The sequence below is a fragment of the Burkholderia sp. FW306-1C-G01B genome (genome assembly GCF_058781685.1).
Genome location: NZ_JBYSWZ010000018.1, coordinates 155790 through 177717 on the forward strand (window position 1 = coordinate 155790; position 21928 = coordinate 177717).

Here is a 21928-nt window from a genome sequence, read left to right on the forward strand (position 1 = left end):
ATGGGCCACCAGGAGTTCATGTCCCAGGAGGAGGTCGATGCCCTCCTCAAGGGCGTCACGGGCGAAACCGATTCAGTCGACGAGCACCGCGACACATCGGGCGTCCGCCCCTACAACATCGCGACGCAGGAGCGGATCGTTCGCGGCCGGATGCCCGGCCTCGAGATCATCAACGACCGCTTCGCGCGGCTGCTGCGGATCGGCATCTTCAACTTCATGCGGCGCACGGCGGAAATCTCCGTGAGCCAGGTGAAGGTGCAGAAGTACAGCGAGTTCACCCGCAACCTGCCGATCCCGACGAACCTGAACCTGGTGCACGTGAAGCCGCTGCGCGGCACGTCGCTGTTCGTGTTCGACCCGAACCTCGTGTTCTTCGTCGTCGACAACCTGTTCGGCGGCGACGGGCGCTTTCACACGCGCGTCGAAGGCCGCGATTTCACGGCCACCGAGCAGCGGATCATCGGCAAGCTGCTGAACCTCGTGTTCGAGCACTACGCGACTGCGTGGAAGAGCGTGCGGCCGCTGCAGTTCGAATTCGTGCGCTCGGAGATGCACACGCAGTTCGCGAACGTCGCGACGCCGAACGAGATCGTGATCGTCACGCAGTTCTCGATCGAGTTCGGGCCGACGGGCGGCACGCTGCACATCTGCATGCCGTATTCGATGGTCGAGCCGATCCGCGACGTGCTCAGCTCGCCGATCCAGGGCGAGGCGCTCGAAGTCGACCGCCGCTGGGTGCGCGTGCTGTCGCAGCAGGTGCAGGCCGCCGAGGTCGAGCTGAGCGCGAATCTCGCCGAGATCCCGTCGACGTTCGAGAAGATCCTGAACCTGCGCGCGGGCGACGTGCTGCCGCTGGAAATCGCCGACACGATCACCGCGAAGGTCGACGGCGTGCCGGTGATGGAGTGCGGCTACGGAATTTTCAATGGTCAATATGCGTTGCGCGTGCAGAAGATGATCAGCGCGGGCGATTCGATGAAGGAAGGTGGATATGAGTGAGCTGAACCAGACGCCCGAGGACGACGTGCAAGCCATCGCCGATGCGGCCCTCGCGGTATCGGCCGCCGACACGCAGGCGGCACCGGCCGCGGCGGAAGAGGAGCAGGGGCTGGACGACTGGGCCGCCGCGCTTGCCGAGCAGAACCATCAGCCGGTGCAGCCGGGCGCGACGGGCGCCGGCGTGTTCCAGCCGCTGTCGAAGGCCGCGGCGAGCTCGACGCACAACGACATCGAGATGATCCTCGACATCCCGGTCAAGATGACCGTGGAGCTCGGCCGCACGAAGATCGCGATCCGCAACCTGCTGCAGCTCGCGCAGGGCTCGGTGGTCGAGCTGGACGGCATGGCGGGCGAGCCGATGGACGTGCTCGTGAACGGCTGCCTGATCGCGCAGGGCGAGGTGGTGGTCGTCAACGACAAGTTCGGCATCCGCCTGACCGACATCATCACGCCGGCCGAACGCATCCGGAAGCTGAATCGATGAACGTTGTGCAGCCCGGCCGCCGCGCGCGTATCGCGATCGCGGCGGCGCTTGCCGTCGCCGCTTCGCTTTCCGTGTCGCTCGCCAGTGCGCCGGCCGGCGCCGCCGACATGAACGCGGTGAATAACGCCGGTTCGATCGCGTCGAGCGTGACGGTCGGCTCGGCCGCGCCGTCGCTCGGCATCGGCGCGGTGTTGCAGACGCTCGTCGGGCTCGCAGTCGTGATCGGTCTCGTATTCGCGTGCGCGTGGCTCGCGCGCCGCTTCGGCTTCCAGCCCGCACGGCGCGGCGGCCCGCTGAAGGTCGTGTCGAGCGTCGGGCTCGGCGCGAAGGAAAGCGCGACGATCGTCGAGATCGGCGACACCTGGCTCGTGCTCGGCGTCGCGCCGGGCAACGTGCGGCTGCTGCATACGCTGCCGGCCGGCCCGGCGGCGGCAACCGCCGCCGCGGCATCGGGTTCGGCCGACGCACCTGCCGGCGCCGTCTCGTCCGAAGGCGGCCTGCCCGGCACGTTCGGTTCGCGGTTTCGCGACGCGCTCGCGGGCGAAGCCGCGAAGCGGCTCGGTCGCGGCAAGGACCGCTGACATGGCGCCGCGCCCTCTTTCCGTTCCCGCATTCCGATGAAACACGAATTCCTGCGTCGCGCGGCGCGCTTCGCGCCCGTGCTGATCCTCTGCGTCGCTCCCGCGCTCGCATACGCGCAGGCGAACGGTCTGCCCGCGTTCAACGCGAGCCCGGGCCCGCACGGCGGCACCACCTATTCGCTGAGCGTGCAGACGATGCTGCTGCTCACGATGCTGTCGTTCCTGCCGGCGATGGTGTTGATGATGACGAGCTTCACGCGCATCATCATCGTGCTGTCGCTGCTGCGCCAGGCGCTCGGCACCGCGACGACGCCGCCGAACCAGGTGCTGGTCGGCCTCGCGATGTTTCTCACCTTCTTCGTGATGTCGCCGGTGCTCGACCGTGCGTACAACGACGGCTACAAGCCGTTCTCCGACGGCACGATGCCGATGGAGCAGGCCGTGCAGCGCGGCGTCGCGCCGTTCAAGACCTTCATGCTGAAGCAGACCCGCGAGACCGATCTCGCGCTGTTCGCGAAGATCTCGAAGGCCGCGCCGATGCAGGGGCCCGAGGACGTGCCGCTGTCGCTGCTGGTGCCGGCGTTCGTCACGAGCGAGCTGAAGACGGGTTTCCAGATCGGCTTCACGGTCTTCATCCCGTTCCTGATCATCGACATGGTCGTCGCGAGCGTGCTGATGTCGATGGGGATGATGATGGTGTCGCCGTCCACCGTGTCGCTGCCGTTCAAGCTGATGCTGTTCGTGCTGGTCGACGGCTGGCAATTGCTGATCGGCTCGCTCGCGCAGAGCTTCACGTAAGCAGCGGAGGAACACGCGCGATGACGCCCGAACAAGTGATGACCCTCGCGCACCAGGCGATGATGGTCGGCCTGCTGCTCGCCGCTCCGCTGCTGCTGGTCGCGCTCGCGGTCGGCCTCGTCGTGAGCCTGTTCCAGGCCGCGACGCAGATCAACGAGGCGACGCTGTCGTTCATCCCGAAGCTGCTCGCGGTCGCCGCGACGCTCGTGATTGCCGGCCCGTGGATGCTGACGACGATGCTCGACTACCTGCGGCAGACGCTGCTGCACGTCGCGACGCTCGGCGCCGGCTGAGCCGCGCGCACCACCCGGCGGCGATGTTCTCGGTTACTTACGCGCAGCTCAACGGCTGGCTCACCGCTTTCCTGTGGCCGTTCGTGCGGATGCTCGCGCTCGTCGCGACCGCGCCCGTCGTCGGTCACGCGGCGGTGCCCGTGCGCGTGAAGATCGGCGTCGCCGCATTCATGGCGCTGGTCGTCGCGCCGACGCTCGGCGCGATGCCGGACGTCACCGTGTTCTCCGCGCAGGGCATCTGGATCGTCGTCACGCAGTTCCTGATCGGCGTCGCGATGGGTTTCACGATGCAGCTCGTGTTCGCGGCCGTCGAGGCGGCCGGCGACTTTATCGGGCTGTCGATGGGGCTCGGCTTCGCCACCTTCTTCGATCCGCACACGAGCGGCGCGACGCCCGTGATGGGACGCTTCCTGAACGCGGTCGCGATGCTCGCGTTCCTCGCGGTGGACGGCCACCTGCAGGTGTTCGCCGCGCTCGCCGCATCGTTCCAGTCGCTGCCGGTGTCGGCCGACCTGCTGCATGCGCCCGGCTGGCGCACGCTCGCCGCGTTCGGCGCGACCGTGTTCGAGATGGGGCTGCTGCTCGCGCTGCCGGTGGTCGCGGCGCTCTTGATCGCGAACCTCGCGCTCGGCATCCTGAATCGCGCGGCGCCGCAGATCGGCGTGTTCCAGGTCGGCTTTCCGGTGACGATGCTGGTCGGGCTGCTGCTCGTGCAGCTGATGGTGCCGAACCTCGTGCCGTTCGTGTCGCACCTGTTCGACATGGGGCTGGATGTGATGGGGCGAGTGCTGCTCGGCTGGCGCTGACGCATCCGGCCCCGTTCCCCGCCCGTTCCGGCCCCCCGTTGCTGGAAAACCCCTAAACGAACCGCCCCCCCGCGAAAGGTTGCAGAAGGTTTCGCGTCCCTATACTCGTCGTGACGATGCAGCAAGCATCGCGCCATACGAATACAACGAACGGAGACGACCCGATGCGACCCACCCTGCGCACCCTCGCCGTTGCAGCCAGCCTGAGCTGCGCGCTTGCCGCTCACCCCGCCTTCGCCGCCGACGACGGCGGCAAGGTCACGATCATGGTCGGCGGGATCGCGAAGCTGATCTACCTGCCCGCGCGGCTCACGCAAGAGCTCGGCTACTTCAAGGCCGAAGGGCTCGACGTCGAGCTGCTGTCGCAGCCGGCCGGCGTCGACGCCGAGAACGAGCTGCTGGCGGGCGCCGTGCAGGGCGTCGTCGGCTTCTACGACCACACGATCGACCTGCAGAGCAAGGGCAAGGACGTGAAGGCGATCGCCGTGTTCGGCCAGGTGCCGGGCGAAGTCGAGATGGTGTCGACCAAGGCAGCGCCGACCTTCAAGTCGATGGCCGACGCGAAGGGCAAGACGCTCGGCGTGACGGGCCTCGGCTCGTCGACGAGCTTCCTCACGCAATACCTCGCGCTCGCGCACGGCGTGCCGTCGACGCAGTACACGATGCTGCCGGTCGGCGCCGACGCGAGCTTCATCGCCGCGATCAAGCAGGGCCGCATCGACGCCGGGATGACGACCGAGCCGACGGTGTCCGCGCTCGAGAAGATGGGCGACGCGAAGGTGCTGGTCGACATGCGCACGCTGGAAGGCACGCGCGCCGCGCTCGGCGGCACCTACCCGGCCGCGAGCCTGTACGTGCAGTCGGCATGGGCCGATTCGCACAAGGCGGAAGCCACCAAGCTCGCGCACGCATTCGCGAAGACGATGCAGTTCATCCACACGCACAGCGCCGAGGACATCGCCGCGAAGATGCCGGCCGACTACCAGAAGGACAAGGCGCTGTACGTGAGCGCGCTGAAGGCGTCGCTGCCGATGTTCACCGCCGACGCGAAGATGCCGGCCGACGGCCCGGCGACGGTGCTGAAGGTGCTGTCGGCGTTCAACCCGTCGGTGAAGGGCAAGCACATCGACCTGGCGCGGACCTACACGAACGATTTCGTGAACGCGAAGTAGTCGATATCGGTCAGGCGCCGGCGGCGGCGATCCCGCCGCCGTGCGTTCCCCGTTCCGGCCCGGTTGACCGGCCCGGCGTTGCGTCACGATGCGATGCCCTCTTCACCCGCAGGACGAATGCGATGACCCAGGCAGTCTCCCCGAGCACACCGGCGATCGAGTTTCGCAACGTGTCGTGCCGCTTCATTTCGCCGGAAGGCAAGGCCACCGTCGCGCTGCGCGACTTCAGCATGAGCGTCGCGCGCGGCGAGTTCATCGCGATCGTCGGGCCGACCGGCTGCGGCAAGTCGACGACGCTCAACCTGATCACCGGGCTGCTCAAGCCCGTGTCGGGCGAAGTGCGCGTGATGGGCCGCCCGGTCGACGGGATCGACCCGCGCATCGGCTTCGTGTTCCAGGCCGACGCCGTGTTCCCGTGGCGCAACGTGATCGACAACGTCGCGGCGGGCCCGCTGTTTCGCGGCCGCTCGAAGGACGTCGCGTATGCGCAGGCCGAGGAATGGATCCGCAAGGTCGGCCTCGACAAGTTCACGAAGCATTACCCGCACCAGCTTTCCGGCGGGATGAGGAAGCGCGTCGCGCTCGCGCAGACCTTCATCAACCAGCCGGAAATCCTGCTGATGGACGAGCCGTTCTCCGCGCTCGACATGCAGACACGCACGCTGATGCAGGACGAACTGCTGCAGCTCTGGTCGGCGAACAAGGGCTCGGTCGTGTTCGTCACGCACGACCTCGAAGAGGCGATCGCGCTCGCCGACCGCGTGTTCGTGCTGACCGCGCGCCCCGCGACGCTCAAGCACGTGTACGAGATCGACCTGCCGCGCCCGCGCGTCACGTCGGAGATTCGCTACGACACGCGCTTCATCGAAATTTCCAAGGACATCTGGCACGACCTGCGCGAAGAAGTGCAGATCGGCTGACGCATACGCCGCACGACAAGAACAGCAAGGACAGGAGCATGACCGACATGACGCTTCCCCCCACCGCCCTTCCGGCGACGACGCTCGAGGACGACGAGCGCGCCGCGCAACGCCGGCTGCGCCGCCGGCGCAACCTGATCGTCACGCTGCGGATCGCCGTGCTCGTGCTCGTGCTGGGCGGGTGGGAACTCGCCGCACGGCTGAAGTGGATCGATCCGTTCTTCTTCTCGATGCCGTCGCTGATCTTCGCGCAGCTCCAGGACTGGTTCGCGAACGGCACGTCGCAGGGCCCGCTGCTCACGCAGGTGTGGGTCACGCTCGAGGAAACCGGCATCGGCTTCGTGATCGGCTCGGTCGCCGGCGTGATCTGCGGGATCGTGCTCGGCCGCAACAAGCTGATGGCCGACGTGTTCGGCCTGTATATCCAGATCGCGAACTCGATTCCGCGCGTGGTGCTCGGCTCGATCTTCGTGATCGCGCTCGGCCTCGGGATGGCGTCGAAGATCGCGCTGGCCGTCGTGATGGTGTTCTTCGTCGTGTTCGGCAACGCGTTCCAGGGCGTGCGCGAAGCCGACCGCTACCTGATCGCGAACGCGCAGATCCTCGGCGCGTCGCGCCGGCAGATCACCACGGCGGTCGTGATCCCGTCCGCGCTGAGCTGGATTCTCGCGAGCCTGCACGTGAGCTTCGGTTTCGCGCTGGTCGGCGCGGTCGTCGGCGAATTCCTGGGTTCCAAGCAGGGCATCGGCCTGCTAATCTCCACCGCCCAGGGCGCGTTCAACGCGAGCGGCGTGTTCGCGGCGATGATCGTGCTGGCCGTGGTCGCGCTGGCCGCCGACTACCTGCTGACCTGGCTCGAGAAGCGGCTCCTGAAGTGGCGCCCCGCCGCGTTCTGAACGCAGCGTCCGGACGCCTGACATGACACTCCCGACCGCGCCGGCGACCCCGGCGCGGTTCGGCATTTCGGAGAAGGAGCGCAACAGGATGGCGCACAGCCTGCGCGGACGGCTGCTGTGGTGGCTGCTGCTGCCGCTCGCGGTGTTCGTGCTGATCGCCGGCGCGATGTCGTACGACACCGCGCGGACCACGGCCGGGCTCGTGCAGGACAGCGCGCTCGTCGCGTCCGCGCGCACGATCGGCGAGGACATCGAATGGCGCAACGGGCGGCCGGCGGCCGACGTGCCGCCGGCTGCGCTGGAGATCTTCGAATCGCCGTCACGCGATTCGGTGTTCTACAAGGTGATCGACGGCCACGACCGCCTGCTCGCGGGCACGCCGGCGCTCGACATGCCCGCGCGGCACGGCGTCGAGCCGACGCTGTACGACACGGCGCTCGACGGCGTGCCGCTGCGCGCGGCGGCCTACGATCGCCAGCTTTACAACGAGGGGCAGATCGAGACGGTCACGGTCGTCGTCGCGAAGACGGTGCGTTCGCGCAACGCGATGATCGACACGATCTGGCGCCCGCAGCTCGTGCGCCTGTCGCTGATGCTGATGCTCGCGGTGGTGCTCGTCTACCTCGGCCTCACCTTCGAGCTGCGCCCGCTGATGAAGCTGAAGGACGATGTCGCCGACCGCGGGCCGATGGAGCTGGAGCCGATCCGCCCCGAGCGGCTGCAGCACGAGCTGCGGCCGATCGTCGACGCGATCAACCAGTGCATCGCGCGGCTCAACACGCATACGGCCACGCAGCGCAGATTCATCGCGGACGCCGCGCACCAGCTGCGCACGCCGATCGCGGTGCTCGACACGCAGATCCAGTACGCGCAGCGGCGCGGCCACGACGATGCGGAACTCGCGTCGGTGCTCGACAGCATGCAGCGCAGCAGCCGCAAGATGGCCGACGTGACCGACAAGCTGCTGCTGCTCGCGCATGCGGAAGCGACGCCGTCGACGCTCTTGACCCATCGCGTCGATCTCGCGGCCGTGGTGTCGAGCGTGCTCGAGGAAACGATCGTGCTCGCGCAGCGGCGCGACATCGACCTCGGCGCCGATCTCGGCGAGCGGCTCGACGTCGCGGGCAGCGACAGCCTGCTGACCGCGCTGGTGATGAACCTCGTCGACAACGCGGTGCGCTACACGCAGCCGGGCGGCTGCGTGACGGTCGCCGCGCGGCGCGACGGCGACGCGATCGTGCTCGACGTGGTCGACAACGGCCCCGGTATTCCAGCCGAGGCGCGGCCGCACGTGTTCAAGCGCTTCTACCGAGTGTCGGCCGACACCGAGGGCTCGGGCCTCGGGCTCGCGATCGTCCGCGAGATCGCGCAGGCGCACGGCGGCAGCGTGTCGCTCGCGCCGGGGCCCGGCAATCGCGGTATTGTCGTGACTGTACGGCTGCCCGCCTATGATTGACGAGATGTCCCCATGAAACTCCTGCTGGTCGAAGACAACGCCGAACTCGCGCACTGGATCGTGAACCTGCTGCGCGGCGAGGATTTCGCGGTCGACAGCGTCGGCGACGGCGAGCGCGCCGACACGGTGCTGAAGACCGAACGCTACGAGGCGGTGCTGCTCGACATGCGGCTGCCCGGCATCAGCGGCAAGGAAGTGCTCGCGCGGCTGCGGCGCCGCAACGACAACGTGCCGGTGCTGATGCTGACCGCGCATGGCTCGGTCGACGACAAGGTCGACTGCTTCGGCGCGGGCGCCGACGATTACGTGGTGAAGCCGTTCGAGTCGCGCGAGCTGGTTGCGCGGATTCGCGCGCTGATCCGCCGGCAGGCCGGCGTCGGCACGACGCAGCTCGTGTGCGGCGATCTCGTCTATGCGTTCGGCACGCGCGAATTCCGCTGCGGCGAAACGGTGCTCGCGCTGCGCCGCCGCGAGCACGCGATCCTCGAAACGCTGATGCTGCAGCAGAACAAGACGGTGTCGAAGGCGCGGCTGATGGACAGCGTGTTCGCGCTCGACGACGAGCCGAGCGCCGACGCGATCGACATTTACATCCACCGGCTGCGCAAGCATCTCGCGGGCAGCACGGCCGAGATCATCACGCTGCGCGGGCTCGGTTACATCCTGCGTGCGAAAAGCGCGCACGACTGACGGGCGTTCCTCCTCGCCCTCGAACATCGATTCGTAGCACGAAACGTCACCGGAAACCCGGCGGGCGCGTGTCCGCACGCCTGCACCATCCGCGATTGTTGCGCGTTCGGTGTTTTCACCGATCCGATTCTTGCGTCGGGGAAAGCGCCGTGAAGGATTGCACCCTCTACGATGCTACGCGTCGGCCCTCTCGCTGTGGCCGACAAGAGTCGGCATACATTACGTACTGCCAACGACCAGATTTCAATACGGCAGCTCGGAGGAGACGATCTTGAAACGAAAAACCCTTGCCCTTTCCATCGCGGCGGCAGGCCTGTGCGCCGGCACCCACGCGCATGCGCAGTCGAGCGTGCAGCTCTACGGCCTGATGGACCTGAGCTTTCCGACCTACCGGACCCACGCCGACGCGAACGGCAAGCACGTGATCGGCATGGGCAACGAAGGCGAGCCGTGGTTCAGCGGCAGCCGCTGGGGCCTGCGAGGCGCCGAAGACATCGGCGGCGGCACGAAGATCATCTTCCGCCTCGAAAGCGAATTCGTGGTCGCGAACGGCCAGATGGAAGACGAAGGCCAGATCTTCGACCGCGACGCGTGGGTCGGTGTCGAGGACGAACGTTTCGGCAAGCTGACGGCCGGCTTCCAGAACACCATCGCGCGCGACTCGGCGGCGATCTACGGCGACCCGTACGGCTCCGCGAAGCTGTCGACCGAGGAAGGCGGCTGGACCAACTCGAACAACTTCAAGCAGATGATCTTCTACGCAGCCGGCCCGACCGGCACGCGCTACAACAACGGCATCGCGTGGAAGAAGCTGTTCGGCAACGGCATCTTCGCGAGCGCCGGCTACCAGTTCAGCAACTCGACGCAGTTCGCCACCGGCTCCGCATACCAGGTCGCGCTCGGCTACAACGGCGGCCCGTTCAACGTGTCGGGCTTCTACAACCACGTGAACCACGGCGGCTTCAGGAACCAGACGTTCTCGGTCGGCGGCAACTACACGTTCGACATCGTGCGCCTGAATGCCGGCTACTTCCGCTACAACGGCGACCAGGGCTCGCTCGGCCAGCGCCACGACGATTCGTGGACGGTGTCGATGAAGATCGCGCCGAAGGGCGCGCTCGACTACGAACTCGGCTACCAGCAGATGCGCGTCAAGAACGCCGCGAACAACGCGGACGGCTTCACGCCGAACGCGAACCTCGGCGCGTTCAGCCTGACCAACGGCGTCGCCAACGGCTTCAAGGAGACGATCTACGGGTCGGTGTTCTATCACCTGAGCAAGCGCACCGAGGTGTACCTGGCCGGCGACTACATGAAGCTGCATGGCGGCTACACGGCGGCGTCGACGTTCGGCGCGAAGAACCAGCTCGAACTGACTTCGGGCATCCGTACGCGTTTTTGACCGGAAGCGGGGCCCATCGCGCCCCGCCGTTCCCTCCGTCCGGGATTCTTCTCCATGCGGGCACGCCGGCGCTTTGCGCCGACCGTGCCCTTTTTTTCGTCCTTTCCGCGGTGCCGCGCGACGCCCGCGAAGCGGCCGACGGCCGGCCCGGGCGACAACCGGCCCGAACCCGCTTGCGGCCCGTCCGGCGGGCGATCGCGGCCGATGCGCACCCGCCCGGCCCACATCGGCGCTTGACCTGCGCCGACCGACTCGCTAGCGTTTCGGGTTTGCCCGGGCGGCCATTGCCGCCGGTGCCGTGAGCGCGCCCGACGTCCTGGCGCGCGCGGCCGGGCTCCGATGGAAAAGACGATGCAGAAACTCGATGCGGCCAGCCCGCAGGCGATGTCGACGGATTTCACCGCCGACAACGTCGCGCGCCTGAAGGCGCTGTTCCCCGAACTCGTGACCGAAGGCCCCGACGGCGCGTCGGTCGACGTCGACGTGCTGAAGGCGCTGATCGGCGAACGCACGGTCGGCGACGCCGACGAGCGCTACGGCTTCCACTGGCACGGCAAGCGCAGCGCGCGCCAGGCCGCGCTCACGCCGTCGACGGGCACGCTGCGCCCCTGCCCCGACGACAGCGTCGCGTGGGACGACACGCGTCATCTCGTGATCGAGGGCGACAACCTCGACGTGATGAAGCTGCTGCACAAGAGCTACGCGGGCAAGGTGAAGCTCGTCTACATCGACCCGCCGTACAACACGGGCAGCGATTTCGTCTATCCGGACGACTTCAGCGACAGCATCCGCCACTACCTGGCGATGACCGGGCAGACCCAGGGCGGCGCGAAGCGCAGCACCAACACCGAGGCGAACGGCCGGTTCCACACCGACTGGCTGAACATGATGTATCCGCGCCTGAAGCTCGCGCACGCGCTGCTGTCCGACGAAGGGCTGATCGCCGTGCACATCGACGAGCACGAAGTGCATGCGCTGGTGCTGATGCTGCGCGAGATCTTCGGCGAGGAGAACGAGCTCGGCGTCGCCGTGTGGGACAAGCGCAACCCGAAGGGCGACGCGCGCGGCGTCGCGTACCAGCACGAATCGCTGGTGCTGTTCGCACGCAATGCCGAGACGCTGCTCGAACAGGCGCCGCTCAAGCGCCCGAAGCGCAATGCGCAGCGCATGCTCGACGCCGCGCATGACGCGGTGTACCGCAGCGGCAACCCGAAGGATGCGCAGAAGGCATACCGCGCGTGGATGAAGGCGCAGACCAACCTGTCCGGCGGCGAAGTGATGTACGACCGGCTGTCGGAAGACGGCCGCGTATACCGCCTCGTGTCGATGGCATGGCCGAACAAGAAGAAGGCGCCGGAAGAATATTTCACGCCGCTGATCCATCCGGTCACCGGCAAGCCGTGCGCGATGCCGGCGCGCGGCTGGCGCAACCCGCCCGCGACGATGCAGGCGCTGATCGAGCGCGGCCAGATCGAATTCGGCGCGGACGAAAGCACGCAGCCGCAGCGGATCTACTACCTCGACGAGAACATGTACGAGAACGTGCCGTCGGTGCTGCCGTTCGCGGGCTCCGACGACGCGCTGCTGAAGACGCTCGGGATCCCGTTCGACCAGCCGAAGCCGGTCGATTTCGCGGCGGCCGTGATCGGCTGGTGCACGCGCGGCGACGACATCGTGCTCGACTGCTTCGCGGGCTCCGGCTCGACCGGCCACGCGGTGATGCAGGTGAACGCGACCGACGGCGGCGCACGCCGCTACGTGCTCGTGCAGCTGCCCGAAGCGCTCGACCGCCGCGACAAGACGCAGCAGAGCGCGGCCGATTTCTGCACGAAGCTGAAGAAGCCCGCGACGCTCGCCGAAATCACCAAGGAGCGCCTGCGCCGCGCCGCGCAGCAGGTCGCGCGCGACTATCCGGAAAGTTATGGCGACCTCGGCTTCCGCGTGTATCGGCTCGACACGACCAACGTGATCGAATGGGACCCGCGCCGCGACGATTTCGACCATGCGCTGTTCGCGTCCGTCGAGCACGTGAAGACCGGCCGCACCGAGGACGATCTGCTCGCCGAGCTGACGCTGAAGCTCGGCCTCGACCTGTGCACGCCGGTCGAGCATCACCAGATCGCCGGCAAGGCCGTGCACCTGATCGGCCGCTCGATCGTCGCGTGCTTCGACGCACGCATCTCGCGTGACGACGCGGGCCCGCTCGCCGACGGCATCGTCGGGATGCTCGACGCGACCGGCGCGTCGCACGATGTGACGTGCCTGTTCCGCGACAGCGGCTTCGTCGACGACGTCGCGAAGCTCAATCTCGCCGCGCTGCTCGAACAGCACGGCGTGAAGCGCGTGCGGAGCCTGTGATGCGGCTGCATTTCGAAGCGGATCTCGACTACCAGCGCGACGCGATCGACGCCGTCTGCGACCTGTTTCGCGGCCAGGAATCGTATCGCGGCGACTTCAGCGTGCTCGCGAACGCCGCGCCCGGCACTACGGCCGCAGCTCAAGGCTCGCTCGGCTTCGCGGTATCGGAACAGGGCGTCGGCAACCGGCTGTCGCTGACCGACGACGCGCTCGCGCGCAATCTCGCCGACGTGCAGTTGCGCGGCGGGCTGCCGCCGTCCGGCCTGCCCGGCTCGCGCGACTTCACCGTCGAGATGGAGACCGGTACCGGCAAGACCTACGTGTACCTGCGCACGATCTTCGAGCTGAACCGCCGCTACGGCTTCACGAAGTTCGTGATCGTCGTGCCGTCGATCGCGATCAAGGAAGGCGTGCACAAGACGCTCGCGATCACCGAGGATCACTTCCGCGCGCTGTACGCGGGCGTGCCGTACGACTACTTCCTGTACGACTCGGCGAAGCTCGGCCAGGTGCGCCACTTCGCGGCGAGCGCGGCGATCCAGATCATGGTGATGACGGTTGCCGCGATCAATAAAAAGGAAATCAACAACCTCTACAAGGACAGCGAGAAGACCGGCGGCGAGAAGCCGATCGACCTGATCCGCGCGACGCGGCCGATCGTGATCGTCGACGAGCCGCAGAGCGTCGACGGCGGGCTCGAAGGGCGCGGGCGCGAAGCGCTCGCCGCGATGGCGCCGCTCTGCACGCTGCGCTATTCGGCGACGCACGTCGACCGTCACCACATGGTGTACCGGCTCGACGCGGTCGACGCGTACGAGCGCAAGCTCGTCAAGCAGATCGAGATCGCGTCGGCGATCGTCGAGGATGCGCACAACAAGCCGTACCTGCGGCTCGTCGGCGTGTCGAACCGGCGCGGCGCGATCAGCGCGCGCGTCGAGCTCGACGTCGCGACGGCGGCCGGCGTGAAGCGCCAGATCGTGTCGGCCACCGACGGCGACGATCTCGAACGCCTGACCAAGCGCGCGCTGTACGCGGGGCTGCGGATCGGCGAAGTGCATGCGCTGAAGGGCGCCGAATACGTCGAGCTGCGCCATCCGGAAGGCGAGGCGTTCCTGTCGCTCGGCGAGGCGTTCGGCGACATCGACACGCTCGCCGTGCAGCGCGAGATGATCCGCCGCACGATCCGCGAGCATCTCGACAAGGAGCTGCGCCTCGCGGAGCGCGGCGTGAAGGTGCTGTCGCTGTTCTTCGTCGATTCGGTCGAGCGCTATCGCCGCTACGACGAGAACGGGATGCCCGTGAAGGGCGATTACGCGCTGATCTTCGAAGAGGAATATGCGCGCGCGGCGCGCGTGCCGGCCTATCGTGCGCTGTTCGACGGCGTCGACGTCGCGCTCGAAATCGGGCGCGCGCACAACGGCTACTTCTCGATCGACCGCAAGGGCGGCTGGACCGACACGAGCGAGAGCAGCGCCGCGGCCCGCGAGAATGCGGAACGCGCGTACGGCCTGATCATGCGCGAGAAGGAAGCGCTGCTGTCGTTCGACACGCCGCTGAAGTTCATCTTCTCGCACTCGGCGCTGAAGGAAGGCTGGGACAACCCGAACGTGTTCCAGATCTGCACGCTGCGCGACATCCAGACCGAACGCGAGCGCCGCCAGACGCTCGGCCGCGGGCTGCGCCTCGCCGTCGACCAGGACGGCGAACGCGTGCGCGACGCGGGCGTGAACACGCTCACCGTGATCGCGACCGAGCGCTACGAGTCGTTCGCGGAGAACCTGCAGAAGGAAATCGAAGCCGATACGGGCATCCGTTTCGGGATCGTCGAGGAGCACCAGTTCGCGGCGCTGCCCGTGCAGGAAGGCGACGGGCCCGCGCATGCGCTCGGCATCGAGTTGTCGCGCGTGCTGTGGAACCATCTGCACGAACAGGGCTACGTCGACGCGCAGGGCAAGGTGCTCGACCGGCTGAAGGATGCGCTGCGCCAGAGTGCGCTCGTGCTGCCCGATGCGTTCGAGATGCTGCGTGCGCCGATCGTCGCGACGCTGCGCAAGCTGTCGGGCCGCTTCGCGGTGCGCAATGCGGACGAACGCCGCGCGATCGCGCTGCGGCGCGATGCGTCGGGCAAGGCCGTGGTGTTCGGCGAGGATTTCCGCGCGCTGTGGGACCGTATCCGCCATCGCACCGTGTATCGCGTCGAGTTCGACAACGCGAAGCTCGTGCGCGACTGCGCGGCCGCGTTGCACGATGCGCCGGACATCGCGCGTGCGCGGCTGCAGTGGCGCAAGGCCGAGATCGATATCGGCAAGGCCGGCATCGAGGCGATCGAGGTGGCTGGCGCCGGCACGGTGCTGATCGACGAAGGCGAGTTGCCGCTGCCCGACCTGCTCACCGAACTGCAGGACCGCACGCAACTGACGCGCCGTTCGCTCGCGACGATCCTGGCCGACAGCGGCCGGCTCGACGATTTCCGCGTGAATCCGCAGCAGTTCATCGCGGTCGCGGCCGATGCGATCAACCGCTGCAAGCGGCTCGCGCTCGTCGCGGGCATCGCGTACCGCAAGCTCGGCGAGCGCCACGTCCATGCGCTCGAATCGTTCGAGAGCGAGGCGCTGACCGGCTATCTGCGCAACCTGCGGCCCGATGCGCGGAAGTCGATCCACGAATCGGTCGTGTGCGAGACGGACGCGGAGCGCGCGTTCGCCGACGCGCTCGAAGCGCACGACGGCGTGAAGCTGTACGCGAAGCTGCCCGCGTGGTTCCGCGTGCCGACGCCGCTCGGCAGCTATCACCCGGACTGGGCCGTGCTCGCGGAACAGGACGGCGGCGAGCGGCTGTACTTCGTCGTCGATACGCCGAATGCGGACGGCAACGTGCCGAGCGAGCACGAGCGCGCGAAGCTCGCGTGCGGCGAAGCGCATTTCCGTGCGCTGGTGGATGGCGACGGCGCGGCGCGCTTCGTGCGCGTCAGGCACGCGGACGCGTTGTTCGAGCCCGCGGCGCCGCTGGCGGGCGCCGGGCGCTGAAACGAACGGCGGCGACGAGCCGCCCCAGACTGCTGACGAACCCCACGTTTTTCGGAGCGTGGGGTTTTGTTTTTCCAGGAACGGGCTCGGAGGGTCGCGCAGAGCGAGTAGATCGATCTGCCGCGCAAACGGCTCACGAGGCGCAGTTTTTTTCGTGGATCGGGCCGTGCGCCGGCACCCGTGCGATGCCCGCTACCGGCGTCGATTTCCCGTTTGTTATCCGCGTGAAAGCGATTCGTATTCTCGCGCGTTTGCGGCGCGGTTACGGCTGGTTGCAAATCGGGTCGGCACGATGTTTTCGCGCGACAGCGGCGTGGCGTTGCCGCAATGAAAAAGGGCGCCGAAGCGCCCTTCCATCGCATTTGCGCGCCGTGCTTACAGCGTGCGGCCGAATGCGTTGCGATGCGAATGATGCGTGGACGTCGACGCATGCGCGGTATGGCCGTGCGTATGCCCGTGCGTGTGACCCTGGCCCGGCTGCACGCCGGCGCGATCGGCGATCGTATCGGAGCGGTCGGCCGCGCGCGCCAGGCCCTTGTCGCGGTCGCCCGCATGAATGCCGTTCGAGTTGCTGAGCGCCGAACTGCTCATATGGCCGCCAGACATGCCGCCCGCGTTACCGCCGGAGCCGCCTGCGCCATGACCGCCACCGTTGCCACCGCCGTTGCCGCCGGCGGCCGCATACGCGGAAACCGTGCCGAGCGCGAGCAGCGCGGCCGTCAGTACGGACAGATATCGTTGAGTTTTCATCTTGTGCTCCCTGGAGCGCGTTTGTGTGATTGCATTCTAGGAACGCGCACGATTCGCGCCACACCACGTTGTAAATGATCGTAACGATGCGCGCGGCATGCATTCATCAGATCAATCCGGATGGCGCCGCCATCCTGTCATGCGTGAACGGGGAAACGAAGCAGGCGGGCGCGGCGCCGCAGCGCCGCCCCGGTGACGATTGTGCTTACTGCGCCGGCTGCATGCCCTGCGCGGCAGCCTTGTGCTGCGCGGCCTGCTCTTGCGCGTGCTTCTTCGCCATGTGGTGGCCGACGATACAGCCGCCGACCGCACCGGCGACGGCGTGGTGCCCGGCGTAGTGGCCGGCAACACCGCCGACCACCGCGCCCTTCATGCAGTCCGCCGCGTGCGCGCTGCCGATCGTTGCGAGCGCAACGATGACGGCGGTGGCGCACAGCCTGATGTGTCGAATGGGCATCATGCGTTCACACTCCTCTTGTATCGATTATTCGAACCGCTTAATCCCAGCGGCCGCCGCGCCAGCCGCCGCGATCGCGCCACTCGTGCTCGCGCCATTCACGGCGACGCCACTCGTGTTCGCGCCATTCGCGCTCACGCCAGCCATCGCGCCAACCGTCGCCGCGGTAGCCGACCGGTGCATACATGACCGGCGGAGGCGGAGCCACGTAGACGGGCGCCGGCGCCGCGTAGACGCCCGGCACGCCGATGCCGACCGACAGGTCGACGTGGGCCGATGCGACGCCCGAAGCTGCCAGCGCCGCTACACCGAGAACTGCACCGAGAATAAGTTTCTTGCTCATCTCGCGACTCCCTGCACGTGTCGTGCTTCATGTGAATACGGTTCGGAGTCTAGGCACGGGGCGCCGACACAGGTGAAACGGGTATGCGAGACCGGTAACGGGCGTTTACGGCGATCCTCGAAGCCTTACCGGACAAGGGAGAGGCCGGATTCAAAATGCCGTTGCAACGGCGCATCGAGCCGGTAAAAAGGGGATTTTCGGCACGAAACCGGGCGATCGGAGCGCTCGGCGTGCCCGGAGTACGAACCGCCCGCACCGTGCGCGAGCGGTTCGCCGGAGCGCGCGTTACGCGCGGATATCGTCGACGCTGCGCAGCCAGTGCACGCTGAACAGGTTGTCGGCGTCGGTCCACACGGTATCGGGCTCGAATCCCGCGCGGCGCGCGATCGCATGGAAGCCGTCGATCGTGAACTTGTGCGAGTTCTCCGTGTGGATGCGCTCGCCGGCCTCGAAGCGGAACGCATGGCCGCGCACGTGCACCGTCTGCGCGATGTCGCTGACGAGATGCATCTCGATGCGCTGCCGCTCGCGGTCGTAGAAAGCGCAATGCGAGAACGCGTCGAGATCGAAGTCCGCGCCGAGCTCGGCGTTGGCGCGCACGAGCAGGTTCAGGTTGAACTGCGCGGTCACGCCCTGCGCGTCGTTGTACGCGTGATGCAGCGTGCGCTCGTCCTTCACGAGATCGGCGCCGACCAGCAAGCCGCCGCCGCGCAGCAGCCGCGCGGCGTCGCGCAGGAACGCGTCGGCCTCTTCCGGAGAGAAGTTGCCGATCGTCGAGCCGGGAAAGAAGCCGATGCGCCGCTGCGGCGTCGCGCTCAGCTCGGCCAGTTGCTCGGCCTTCGTGTAGTCGGCCGCGATCGGCGCGACGTCGAGCCACGGATAGGCCGAACGCAGCCGCGCGGCTGCGCCGTGCAGGTAGTCGGCCGAGATGTCGACCGGCACGTAGCGCGCCGGCGCGTTCGCGTAGTTGCCCGCGAACGCGTCGAGCAGCACGCGGATCTTCTCGAGCGAGCCCGCGCCGAATTCGACGATGTCCGCATGCGGGCCGACGCGCCGCACGATCTCCGCCGCGCGATCGCGCAGGATGCCGAGCTCGGTGCGTGTCGGGTAGTACTCGGGCAGTTCGCAGATGCGGTCGAACAGCGCGGAGCCGGCCGCATCGTAGAAGTATTTCGGCGGTATGCTGCGCGGCGTGCGCGACAGTCCGTCGATCAGGTCGCGCTCGAACGCGCTCGGCCGCGATTCGCGGGCGGGTTGCTGGCCACCGCTCGTGGCCGTCAGATCAGACGTCTCGCGCAAGTCGCACCCCCGTGAATTGCCAGCGCGCGGCCGGCGGAAAGAAATTGCGGTACGTCGGCCGTTCGTGCCCGGGCGGCGTCGCGATGCTGCTGCCGCGCAGGACCTGCTGGCCGACCATGAACTTGCCGTTGTATTCGGCCGCGACACCCGCGAGCGGCCGAAAGCCCGGATACGGCTCGTAGGACGAACGCGTCCATTGCCATACGTGCCCGAGCATCTGCACGATGCCTTCAGCAGCGAACGCGGCTTCCCATTCGAACTCGGTCGGCAGCCGCGCGCCGGCCCATTCCGCATACGCGGCCGCTTCGTAGAAGCTCACGTGACACACCGGTGCATCGGGCGCGAGCGGTTCGACGCCGTGCAGGCCGAACGTGCGCCGTACGCGCGTGGCGGCCGCATCGTCGTCGTCGGGCATCCAGTACGCGGGCCCTTGCCACCCTTCCCGCTGGACCGTGGCCCAGCCGTCGGACAGCCAGTATTCGGGACGCGTGTAGCCGCCGTCGGCGACGAACGCCGCGAATTCCGCATTCGTCACGAGCCGGTTCGCGATCTCGTACGGCCGTACGAGCGCCGTATGGCGCGGCCGTTCGTTGTCGAACGAGAACGCATCGCCGTCGTGGCCGATCTCGACGAGCCCGCCCGGCTGGTGCAGCCAGTGCTGCGCGCCGGCATCGCCCGCAGCCAATGCGTCGCCGTCGGCCCCGTTGCGCGGCCGGAACGCCGGCTTCAGCGGGTTGCACGAGAACGCATGCAGCATGTCCGTGACGATCAGCTCCTGGTGCTGCTGCTCGTGATGCAGGCCGAGCTCGATCTCGGGCGCGATTGCATCGAGCAGCGCCGGATCGGCGCCGGCCAGCGCGCGCAGCATCGCTTCGTCGACGTGCTGCCGGTACGCGTGCACCTCGTCGAGCGACGGCCGCGTGAGCAGCCCGCGCTGCGGCCGCGGATGGCGCGGGCCGAGCGCTTCGTAATAGGAATTGAAGAGGAACTGGAAGGCGTCGTCGAACGGCGCGTAGCCGGGCACGCGGCGCATCAGCACGACGGTTTCGAAGAACCAGGTCGTATGCGCGAGGTGCCATTTCGTCGGGCTCGCATCGGGCATCGACTGCACGGCCTGGTCTTCGGCGGACAGTGTCGCGGTCAACGCGACGCTATGGGCGCGCACGTCCTGGAAACGGCGCTGAAGCTGTGATGCAAGGAGGCTCATCGGTTTACCGTTCACGTCGCAATTCGCTGCGTTGCGTTGCCGGAAAAGGGAAAGCCTAGCGCGTGATGCGCGCGGCTGACGTGCGACCTGCTGCTGCGTCGTCGGGCAGCCGGCGCGCGCGCCGGGCCGCTGATGCGGCTTCACTTCATCTGCCCGTGCAGAACAGTATGGTCCAGAAATGTGAATGCTGCGAATCGGGATGCGGATGAAACGTGATCGAAAGATAAATGAAAGCGTTAGTCGTGCGCGTGTCGCATGCGTGACAGACCTTCGATGCGCGCCGGAGTGCGGCGTTGCGGGGGTGTGCAACGCACATGCCGGCTGTTGCGGCTACTGACGGCCCATGACATTCACGCGGCGATCGTGATGGCTCGGCGACGCGTGGGGTTCTCGTCTGACAAACGCTGTCACGTCGTCCGGTCGTTCGTGGTCGTCGGCACTCTGCTGACCCGCGTTCCCGCGCCCTTCCAAAAATTTTTTGCATCGATGTCACATGCGCGGGGGGCTCGCTCGTCATATCACCGGAACCCACACGAAAGGAGAAGGAACCATGACTGCGAAACTCAATCCGTTTGCCGCCGCGCCCGCGCTGATGAAGAACTGGATGACCGTGTCGGTCGCCGTCGCCGGGAGCCTCGAGCCGACGCTGATCGAGCTGGTCAAGATCCGCGCATCGCAGATCAACGCGTGCGCGAACTGCATTAACATGCACACCGCCGAGGCGCGCGAGCAAGGCGAGACCGAGCAGCGCATCTACCTGCTCTCCGCGTGGCGCGAAGCGCCCTGCTACACCGACCGCGAACGCGCGGCGCTCGGCTGGACCGAAGCGCTCACGCGGCTGTCCGAGGGCCACGCCGCGCACGAAGCGGCCTATGCGGCGCTGAACGACCACTTCAGCCAGGAGGAACAGGTGAAACTCACGCTGATGATCAACGTGATCAACGGCTGGAACCGGCTCGCTGTCGGCTTCGGGCTGTGGATCGAGCCGGCCGACGCGAAGGCCGCTGCCGCGAAGATGGTGGCCTGATGACGAACCTCGATCCGGCCGCGGGCAGCGCCGAAGAACCGGCCGACGCGGCCGCGAGCTTCGACCCGCTGCGCCGCACGCTGGTCCGCGTCGCGTACCGGATGCTCGGTTCCGTCGCGGATGCCGAGGACATGGTGCAGGAGGCGTTCATCCGCTGGATGGACGTCGACCGCATCGAAGTGCGCGTGCCCGAGGCGTTCCTGCGCCGCATGGTGATGCGCATGTGCCTCGACCAGCTGAAGTCTGCGCGGCACCAGCGCGAAACCTATATCGGCCCGTGGCTGCCCGAGCCGGTCGTCGAGGAAGACGAACAGGAAGACGTCACGCTGCCGCTGATGCTCGCGCTCGAACGGCTCTCGCCGCTCGAACGCGCGGCGTTCCTGCTGCACGACGTATTCGGCCTCGAGTTCGACGAAGTCGCCACGACGATCCAGCGCGACCCGGCCGCGTGCCGGCAGCTCGCCGCGCGGGCACGCACGCACGTGCGCGAGGCGCGGCCGCGGTTTCATGTCGAGAAGCAGCGCGGGATCGAATTGGCCGAGGCGTTCTTCGCGGCATCGCGCAGCGGCGATATGCGCGCGCTCGGCGCGATGCTCGCCGAGGACGTGAGCCTGCATTCGGACGGCGGTGGCAAGCGCACGGCCGCAGGCAAGCCGGTGTTCGGCTTCGAGCGCGTGATGAAGGTGCACGAATACCTGGCCGGGCTGTTCGCCACGCATGCGTCGAAGCTCGTGCGGGCCGGGTTCATCAACGGGCTGCCGGGTTTCGTTACGCTGGAATCGGATGGTGAGCTGCAGACGACGGCGCTCGAGATCGAGGACGGGAAGATCGTCGCGATCTATGTCGTGCGGAATCCTGACAAGTTGAAGCATCTGCATTGAGTGTGGCGCGGGGGCGCATCGCGTGTCGTATGCGATGGCGCTCCGCCCGCTTCTCGCTCGCCTCTTCCTGCTTCTCCGCCCTG

The 21928-nt window shown here is 67.5% G+C and carries 21 protein-coding genes; 16 read left to right on the forward strand and 5 right to left on the reverse strand.

Annotation, left to right across the window (positions count from 1 at the left end):
* From fliM to AC3WLY_RS30115, 14 genes are all read left to right on the forward strand, one after another.
* Positions 1–999: a flagellar motor switch protein FliM gene (gene fliM / locus AC3WLY_RS30050; protein WP_492309645.1), complete on the forward strand. Its 999-nt coding sequence runs from the start codon at positions 1–3 to the stop codon at positions 997–999.
* Positions 992–1483, forward strand: a complete 492-nt coding sequence (fliN, locus tag AC3WLY_RS30055) for a flagellar motor switch protein FliN (protein ID WP_175962646.1) — start codon at positions 992–994, stop codon at positions 1481–1483. Before fliM ends, fliN begins: the two co-directional genes overlap by 8 nt.
* Positions 1480–2064 (forward strand): flagellar biosynthetic protein FliO, encoded by a 585-nt coding sequence (gene fliO / locus AC3WLY_RS30060; protein WP_310139151.1) that lies wholly within the window; start codon positions 1480–1482, stop codon positions 2062–2064. The genes fliN and fliO overlap by 4 nt, the downstream gene beginning before the upstream one ends.
* Positions 2065–2100: 36 nt before the next feature.
* Positions 2101–2862, forward strand: a complete 762-nt coding sequence (fliP, locus tag AC3WLY_RS30065; RefSeq protein ID WP_072442583.1) for a flagellar type III secretion system pore protein FliP — start codon at positions 2101–2103, stop codon at positions 2860–2862.
* A 20-nt stretch (positions 2863–2882) separates the two neighbouring features.
* Positions 2883–3155, forward strand: a complete 273-nt coding sequence (fliQ, locus tag AC3WLY_RS30070; RefSeq protein WP_006401718.1) for a flagellar biosynthesis protein FliQ — start codon at positions 2883–2885, stop codon at positions 3153–3155.
* Positions 3156–3178: 23 nt separating this feature from the next.
* On the forward strand, positions 3179–3961 hold the full coding sequence (gene fliR / locus AC3WLY_RS30075) for a flagellar biosynthetic protein FliR (RefSeq protein ID WP_492309643.1): 783 nt from the start codon (positions 3179–3181) through the stop codon (positions 3959–3961).
* Between the two features lie 164 nt (positions 3962–4125).
* The gene (locus AC3WLY_RS30080) at positions 4126–5133 is read left to right on the forward strand and encodes an ABC transporter substrate-binding protein (protein WP_175962644.1); all 1008 of its coding nucleotides are present in this window, start codon (positions 4126–4128) and stop codon (positions 5131–5133) included.
* Positions 5134–5255: 122 nt separating this feature from the next.
* A complete protein-coding gene (locus AC3WLY_RS30085) occupies positions 5256–6053 on the forward strand; it encodes an ABC transporter ATP-binding protein (protein WP_034183780.1) in 798 nt (265 codons plus the stop codon).
* Between the two features lie 38 nt (positions 6054–6091).
* Positions 6092–6949, forward strand: coding sequence for an ABC transporter permease (locus tag AC3WLY_RS30090; protein WP_152860449.1), 858 nt, complete (start codon positions 6092–6094; stop codon positions 6947–6949).
* Positions 6950–7037: 88 nt separating this feature from the next.
* On the forward strand, positions 7038–8405 hold the full coding sequence (locus AC3WLY_RS30095) for a sensor histidine kinase N-terminal domain-containing protein (protein WP_310139627.1): 1368 nt from the start codon (positions 7038–7040) through the stop codon (positions 8403–8405).
* A 12-nt stretch (positions 8406–8417) separates the two neighbouring features.
* Positions 8418–9095 (forward strand): response regulator, encoded by a 678-nt coding sequence (locus tag AC3WLY_RS30100; protein ID WP_492310815.1) that lies wholly within the window; start codon positions 8418–8420, stop codon positions 9093–9095.
* A gap of 271 nt (positions 9096–9366) precedes the next feature.
* On the forward strand, positions 9367–10497 hold the full coding sequence (locus tag AC3WLY_RS30105; RefSeq protein ID WP_204425170.1) for a porin: 1131 nt from the start codon (positions 9367–9369) through the stop codon (positions 10495–10497).
* A gap of 339 nt (positions 10498–10836) precedes the next feature.
* Positions 10837–12855 carry a site-specific DNA-methyltransferase gene (locus AC3WLY_RS30110; RefSeq protein WP_492310814.1) on the forward strand — a complete coding sequence of 673 codons (2019 nt, stop codon included), beginning with the start codon at positions 10837–10839 and terminating at the stop codon, positions 12853–12855.
* On the forward strand, positions 12855–15881 hold the full coding sequence (locus AC3WLY_RS30115; protein ID WP_492310813.1) for a type III restriction-modification system endonuclease: 3027 nt from the start codon (positions 12855–12857) through the stop codon (positions 15879–15881). The genes AC3WLY_RS30110 and AC3WLY_RS30115 overlap by 1 nt, the downstream gene beginning before the upstream one ends.
* Before the next feature lie 375 nt (positions 15882–16256).
* Here the strand turns inward: AC3WLY_RS30115 and AC3WLY_RS30120 are convergent, their stop codons facing one another.
* The 5 genes from AC3WLY_RS30120 to egtB all read right to left on the reverse strand — a co-directional run bounded on the left by AC3WLY_RS30120 (position 16257) and on the right by egtB (position 19937).
* On the reverse strand, positions 16257–16631 hold the full coding sequence (locus AC3WLY_RS30120) for a hypothetical protein (RefSeq protein ID WP_492310812.1): 375 nt from the start codon (positions 16629–16631) through the stop codon (positions 16257–16259).
* Between the two features lie 205 nt (positions 16632–16836).
* Entirely contained in the window at positions 16837–17091 is a 255-nt protein-coding gene (locus AC3WLY_RS30125) for a hypothetical protein (RefSeq protein WP_492310811.1), read from the reverse strand.
* Between the two features lie 37 nt (positions 17092–17128).
* Complete coding sequence (locus AC3WLY_RS30130; RefSeq protein WP_175748327.1) at positions 17129–17431, reverse strand: hypothetical protein; 303 nt, start codon at positions 17429–17431, stop codon at positions 17129–17131.
* 285 nt (positions 17432–17716) lie between these two features.
* Entirely contained in the window at positions 17717–18730 is a 1014-nt protein-coding gene (gene egtD / locus AC3WLY_RS30135) for an L-histidine N(alpha)-methyltransferase (protein WP_492310810.1), read from the reverse strand.
* A complete protein-coding gene (egtB, locus tag AC3WLY_RS30140) occupies positions 18714–19937 on the reverse strand; it encodes an ergothioneine biosynthesis protein EgtB (RefSeq protein WP_492310809.1) in 1224 nt (407 codons plus the stop codon). The genes egtD and egtB overlap by 17 nt, the downstream gene beginning before the upstream one ends.
* Positions 19938–20487: 550 nt before the next feature.
* Here egtB and AC3WLY_RS30145 point away from each other — a divergent pair.
* Together AC3WLY_RS30145 and AC3WLY_RS30150 are read left to right on the forward strand one after the other, a co-directional pair.
* Positions 20488–20964, forward strand: a complete 477-nt coding sequence (locus AC3WLY_RS30145) for a carboxymuconolactone decarboxylase family protein (RefSeq protein ID WP_492310808.1) — start codon at positions 20488–20490, stop codon at positions 20962–20964.
* Complete coding sequence (locus tag AC3WLY_RS30150; RefSeq protein ID WP_492310807.1) at positions 20964–21845, forward strand: sigma-70 family RNA polymerase sigma factor; 882 nt, start codon at positions 20964–20966, stop codon at positions 21843–21845. The genes AC3WLY_RS30145 and AC3WLY_RS30150 overlap by 1 nt, the downstream gene beginning before the upstream one ends.
* Positions 21846–21928: the final 83 nt, after the last annotated feature.

What these genes read in the sequence shown, in the direction of transcription:
- fliM (WP_492309645.1), top strand. Translation starts at nt 1, where the DNA reads ATGGGCCACCAGGAGTTCATGTCCCAGGAGGAGGTCGATGCCCTCCTC.
- fliN (WP_175962646.1), top strand. Translation starts at nt 992, where the DNA reads ATGAGTGAGCTGAACCAGACGCCCGAGGACGACGTGCAAGCCATCGCC.
- fliO (WP_310139151.1), top strand. Translation starts at nt 1,480, where the DNA reads ATGAACGTTGTGCAGCCCGGCCGCCGCGCGCGTATCGCGATCGCGGCG.
- fliP (WP_072442583.1), top strand. Translation starts at nt 2,101, where the DNA reads ATGAAACACGAATTCCTGCGTCGCGCGGCGCGCTTCGCGCCCGTGCTG.
- fliQ (WP_006401718.1), top strand. Translation starts at nt 2,883, where the DNA reads ATGACGCCCGAACAAGTGATGACCCTCGCGCACCAGGCGATGATGGTC.
- fliR (WP_492309643.1), top strand. Translation starts at nt 3,179, where the DNA reads ATGTTCTCGGTTACTTACGCGCAGCTCAACGGCTGGCTCACCGCTTTC.
- AC3WLY_RS30080 (WP_175962644.1), top strand. Translation starts at nt 4,126, where the DNA reads ATGCGACCCACCCTGCGCACCCTCGCCGTTGCAGCCAGCCTGAGCTGC.
- AC3WLY_RS30085 (WP_034183780.1), top strand. Translation starts at nt 5,256, where the DNA reads ATGACCCAGGCAGTCTCCCCGAGCACACCGGCGATCGAGTTTCGCAAC.
- AC3WLY_RS30090 (WP_152860449.1), top strand. Translation starts at nt 6,092, where the DNA reads ATGACCGACATGACGCTTCCCCCCACCGCCCTTCCGGCGACGACGCTC.
- AC3WLY_RS30095 (WP_310139627.1), top strand. Translation starts at nt 7,038, where the DNA reads ATGGCGCACAGCCTGCGCGGACGGCTGCTGTGGTGGCTGCTGCTGCCG.
- AC3WLY_RS30100 (WP_492310815.1), top strand. Translation starts at nt 8,418, where the DNA reads ATGAAACTCCTGCTGGTCGAAGACAACGCCGAACTCGCGCACTGGATC.
- AC3WLY_RS30110 (WP_492310814.1), top strand. Translation starts at nt 10,837, where the DNA reads ATGGAAAAGACGATGCAGAAACTCGATGCGGCCAGCCCGCAGGCGATG.
- AC3WLY_RS30115 (WP_492310813.1), top strand. Translation starts at nt 12,855, where the DNA reads ATGCGGCTGCATTTCGAAGCGGATCTCGACTACCAGCGCGACGCGATC.
- AC3WLY_RS30120 (WP_492310812.1), bottom strand. Translation starts at nt 16,631, where the DNA reads ATGAAAACTCAACGATATCTGTCCGTACTGACGGCCGCGCTGCTCGCG.
- AC3WLY_RS30125 (WP_492310811.1), bottom strand. Translation starts at nt 17,091, where the DNA reads ATGATGCCCATTCGACACATCAGGCTGTGCGCCACCGCCGTCATCGTT.
- AC3WLY_RS30130 (WP_175748327.1), bottom strand. Translation starts at nt 17,431, where the DNA reads ATGAGCAAGAAACTTATTCTCGGTGCAGTTCTCGGTGTAGCGGCGCTG.
- egtB (WP_492310809.1), bottom strand. Translation starts at nt 19,937, where the DNA reads ATGAGCCTCCTTGCATCACAGCTTCAGCGCCGTTTCCAGGACGTGCGC.
- AC3WLY_RS30145 (WP_492310808.1), top strand. Translation starts at nt 20,488, where the DNA reads ATGACTGCGAAACTCAATCCGTTTGCCGCCGCGCCCGCGCTGATGAAG.
- AC3WLY_RS30150 (WP_492310807.1), top strand. Translation starts at nt 20,964, where the DNA reads ATGACGAACCTCGATCCGGCCGCGGGCAGCGCCGAAGAACCGGCCGAC.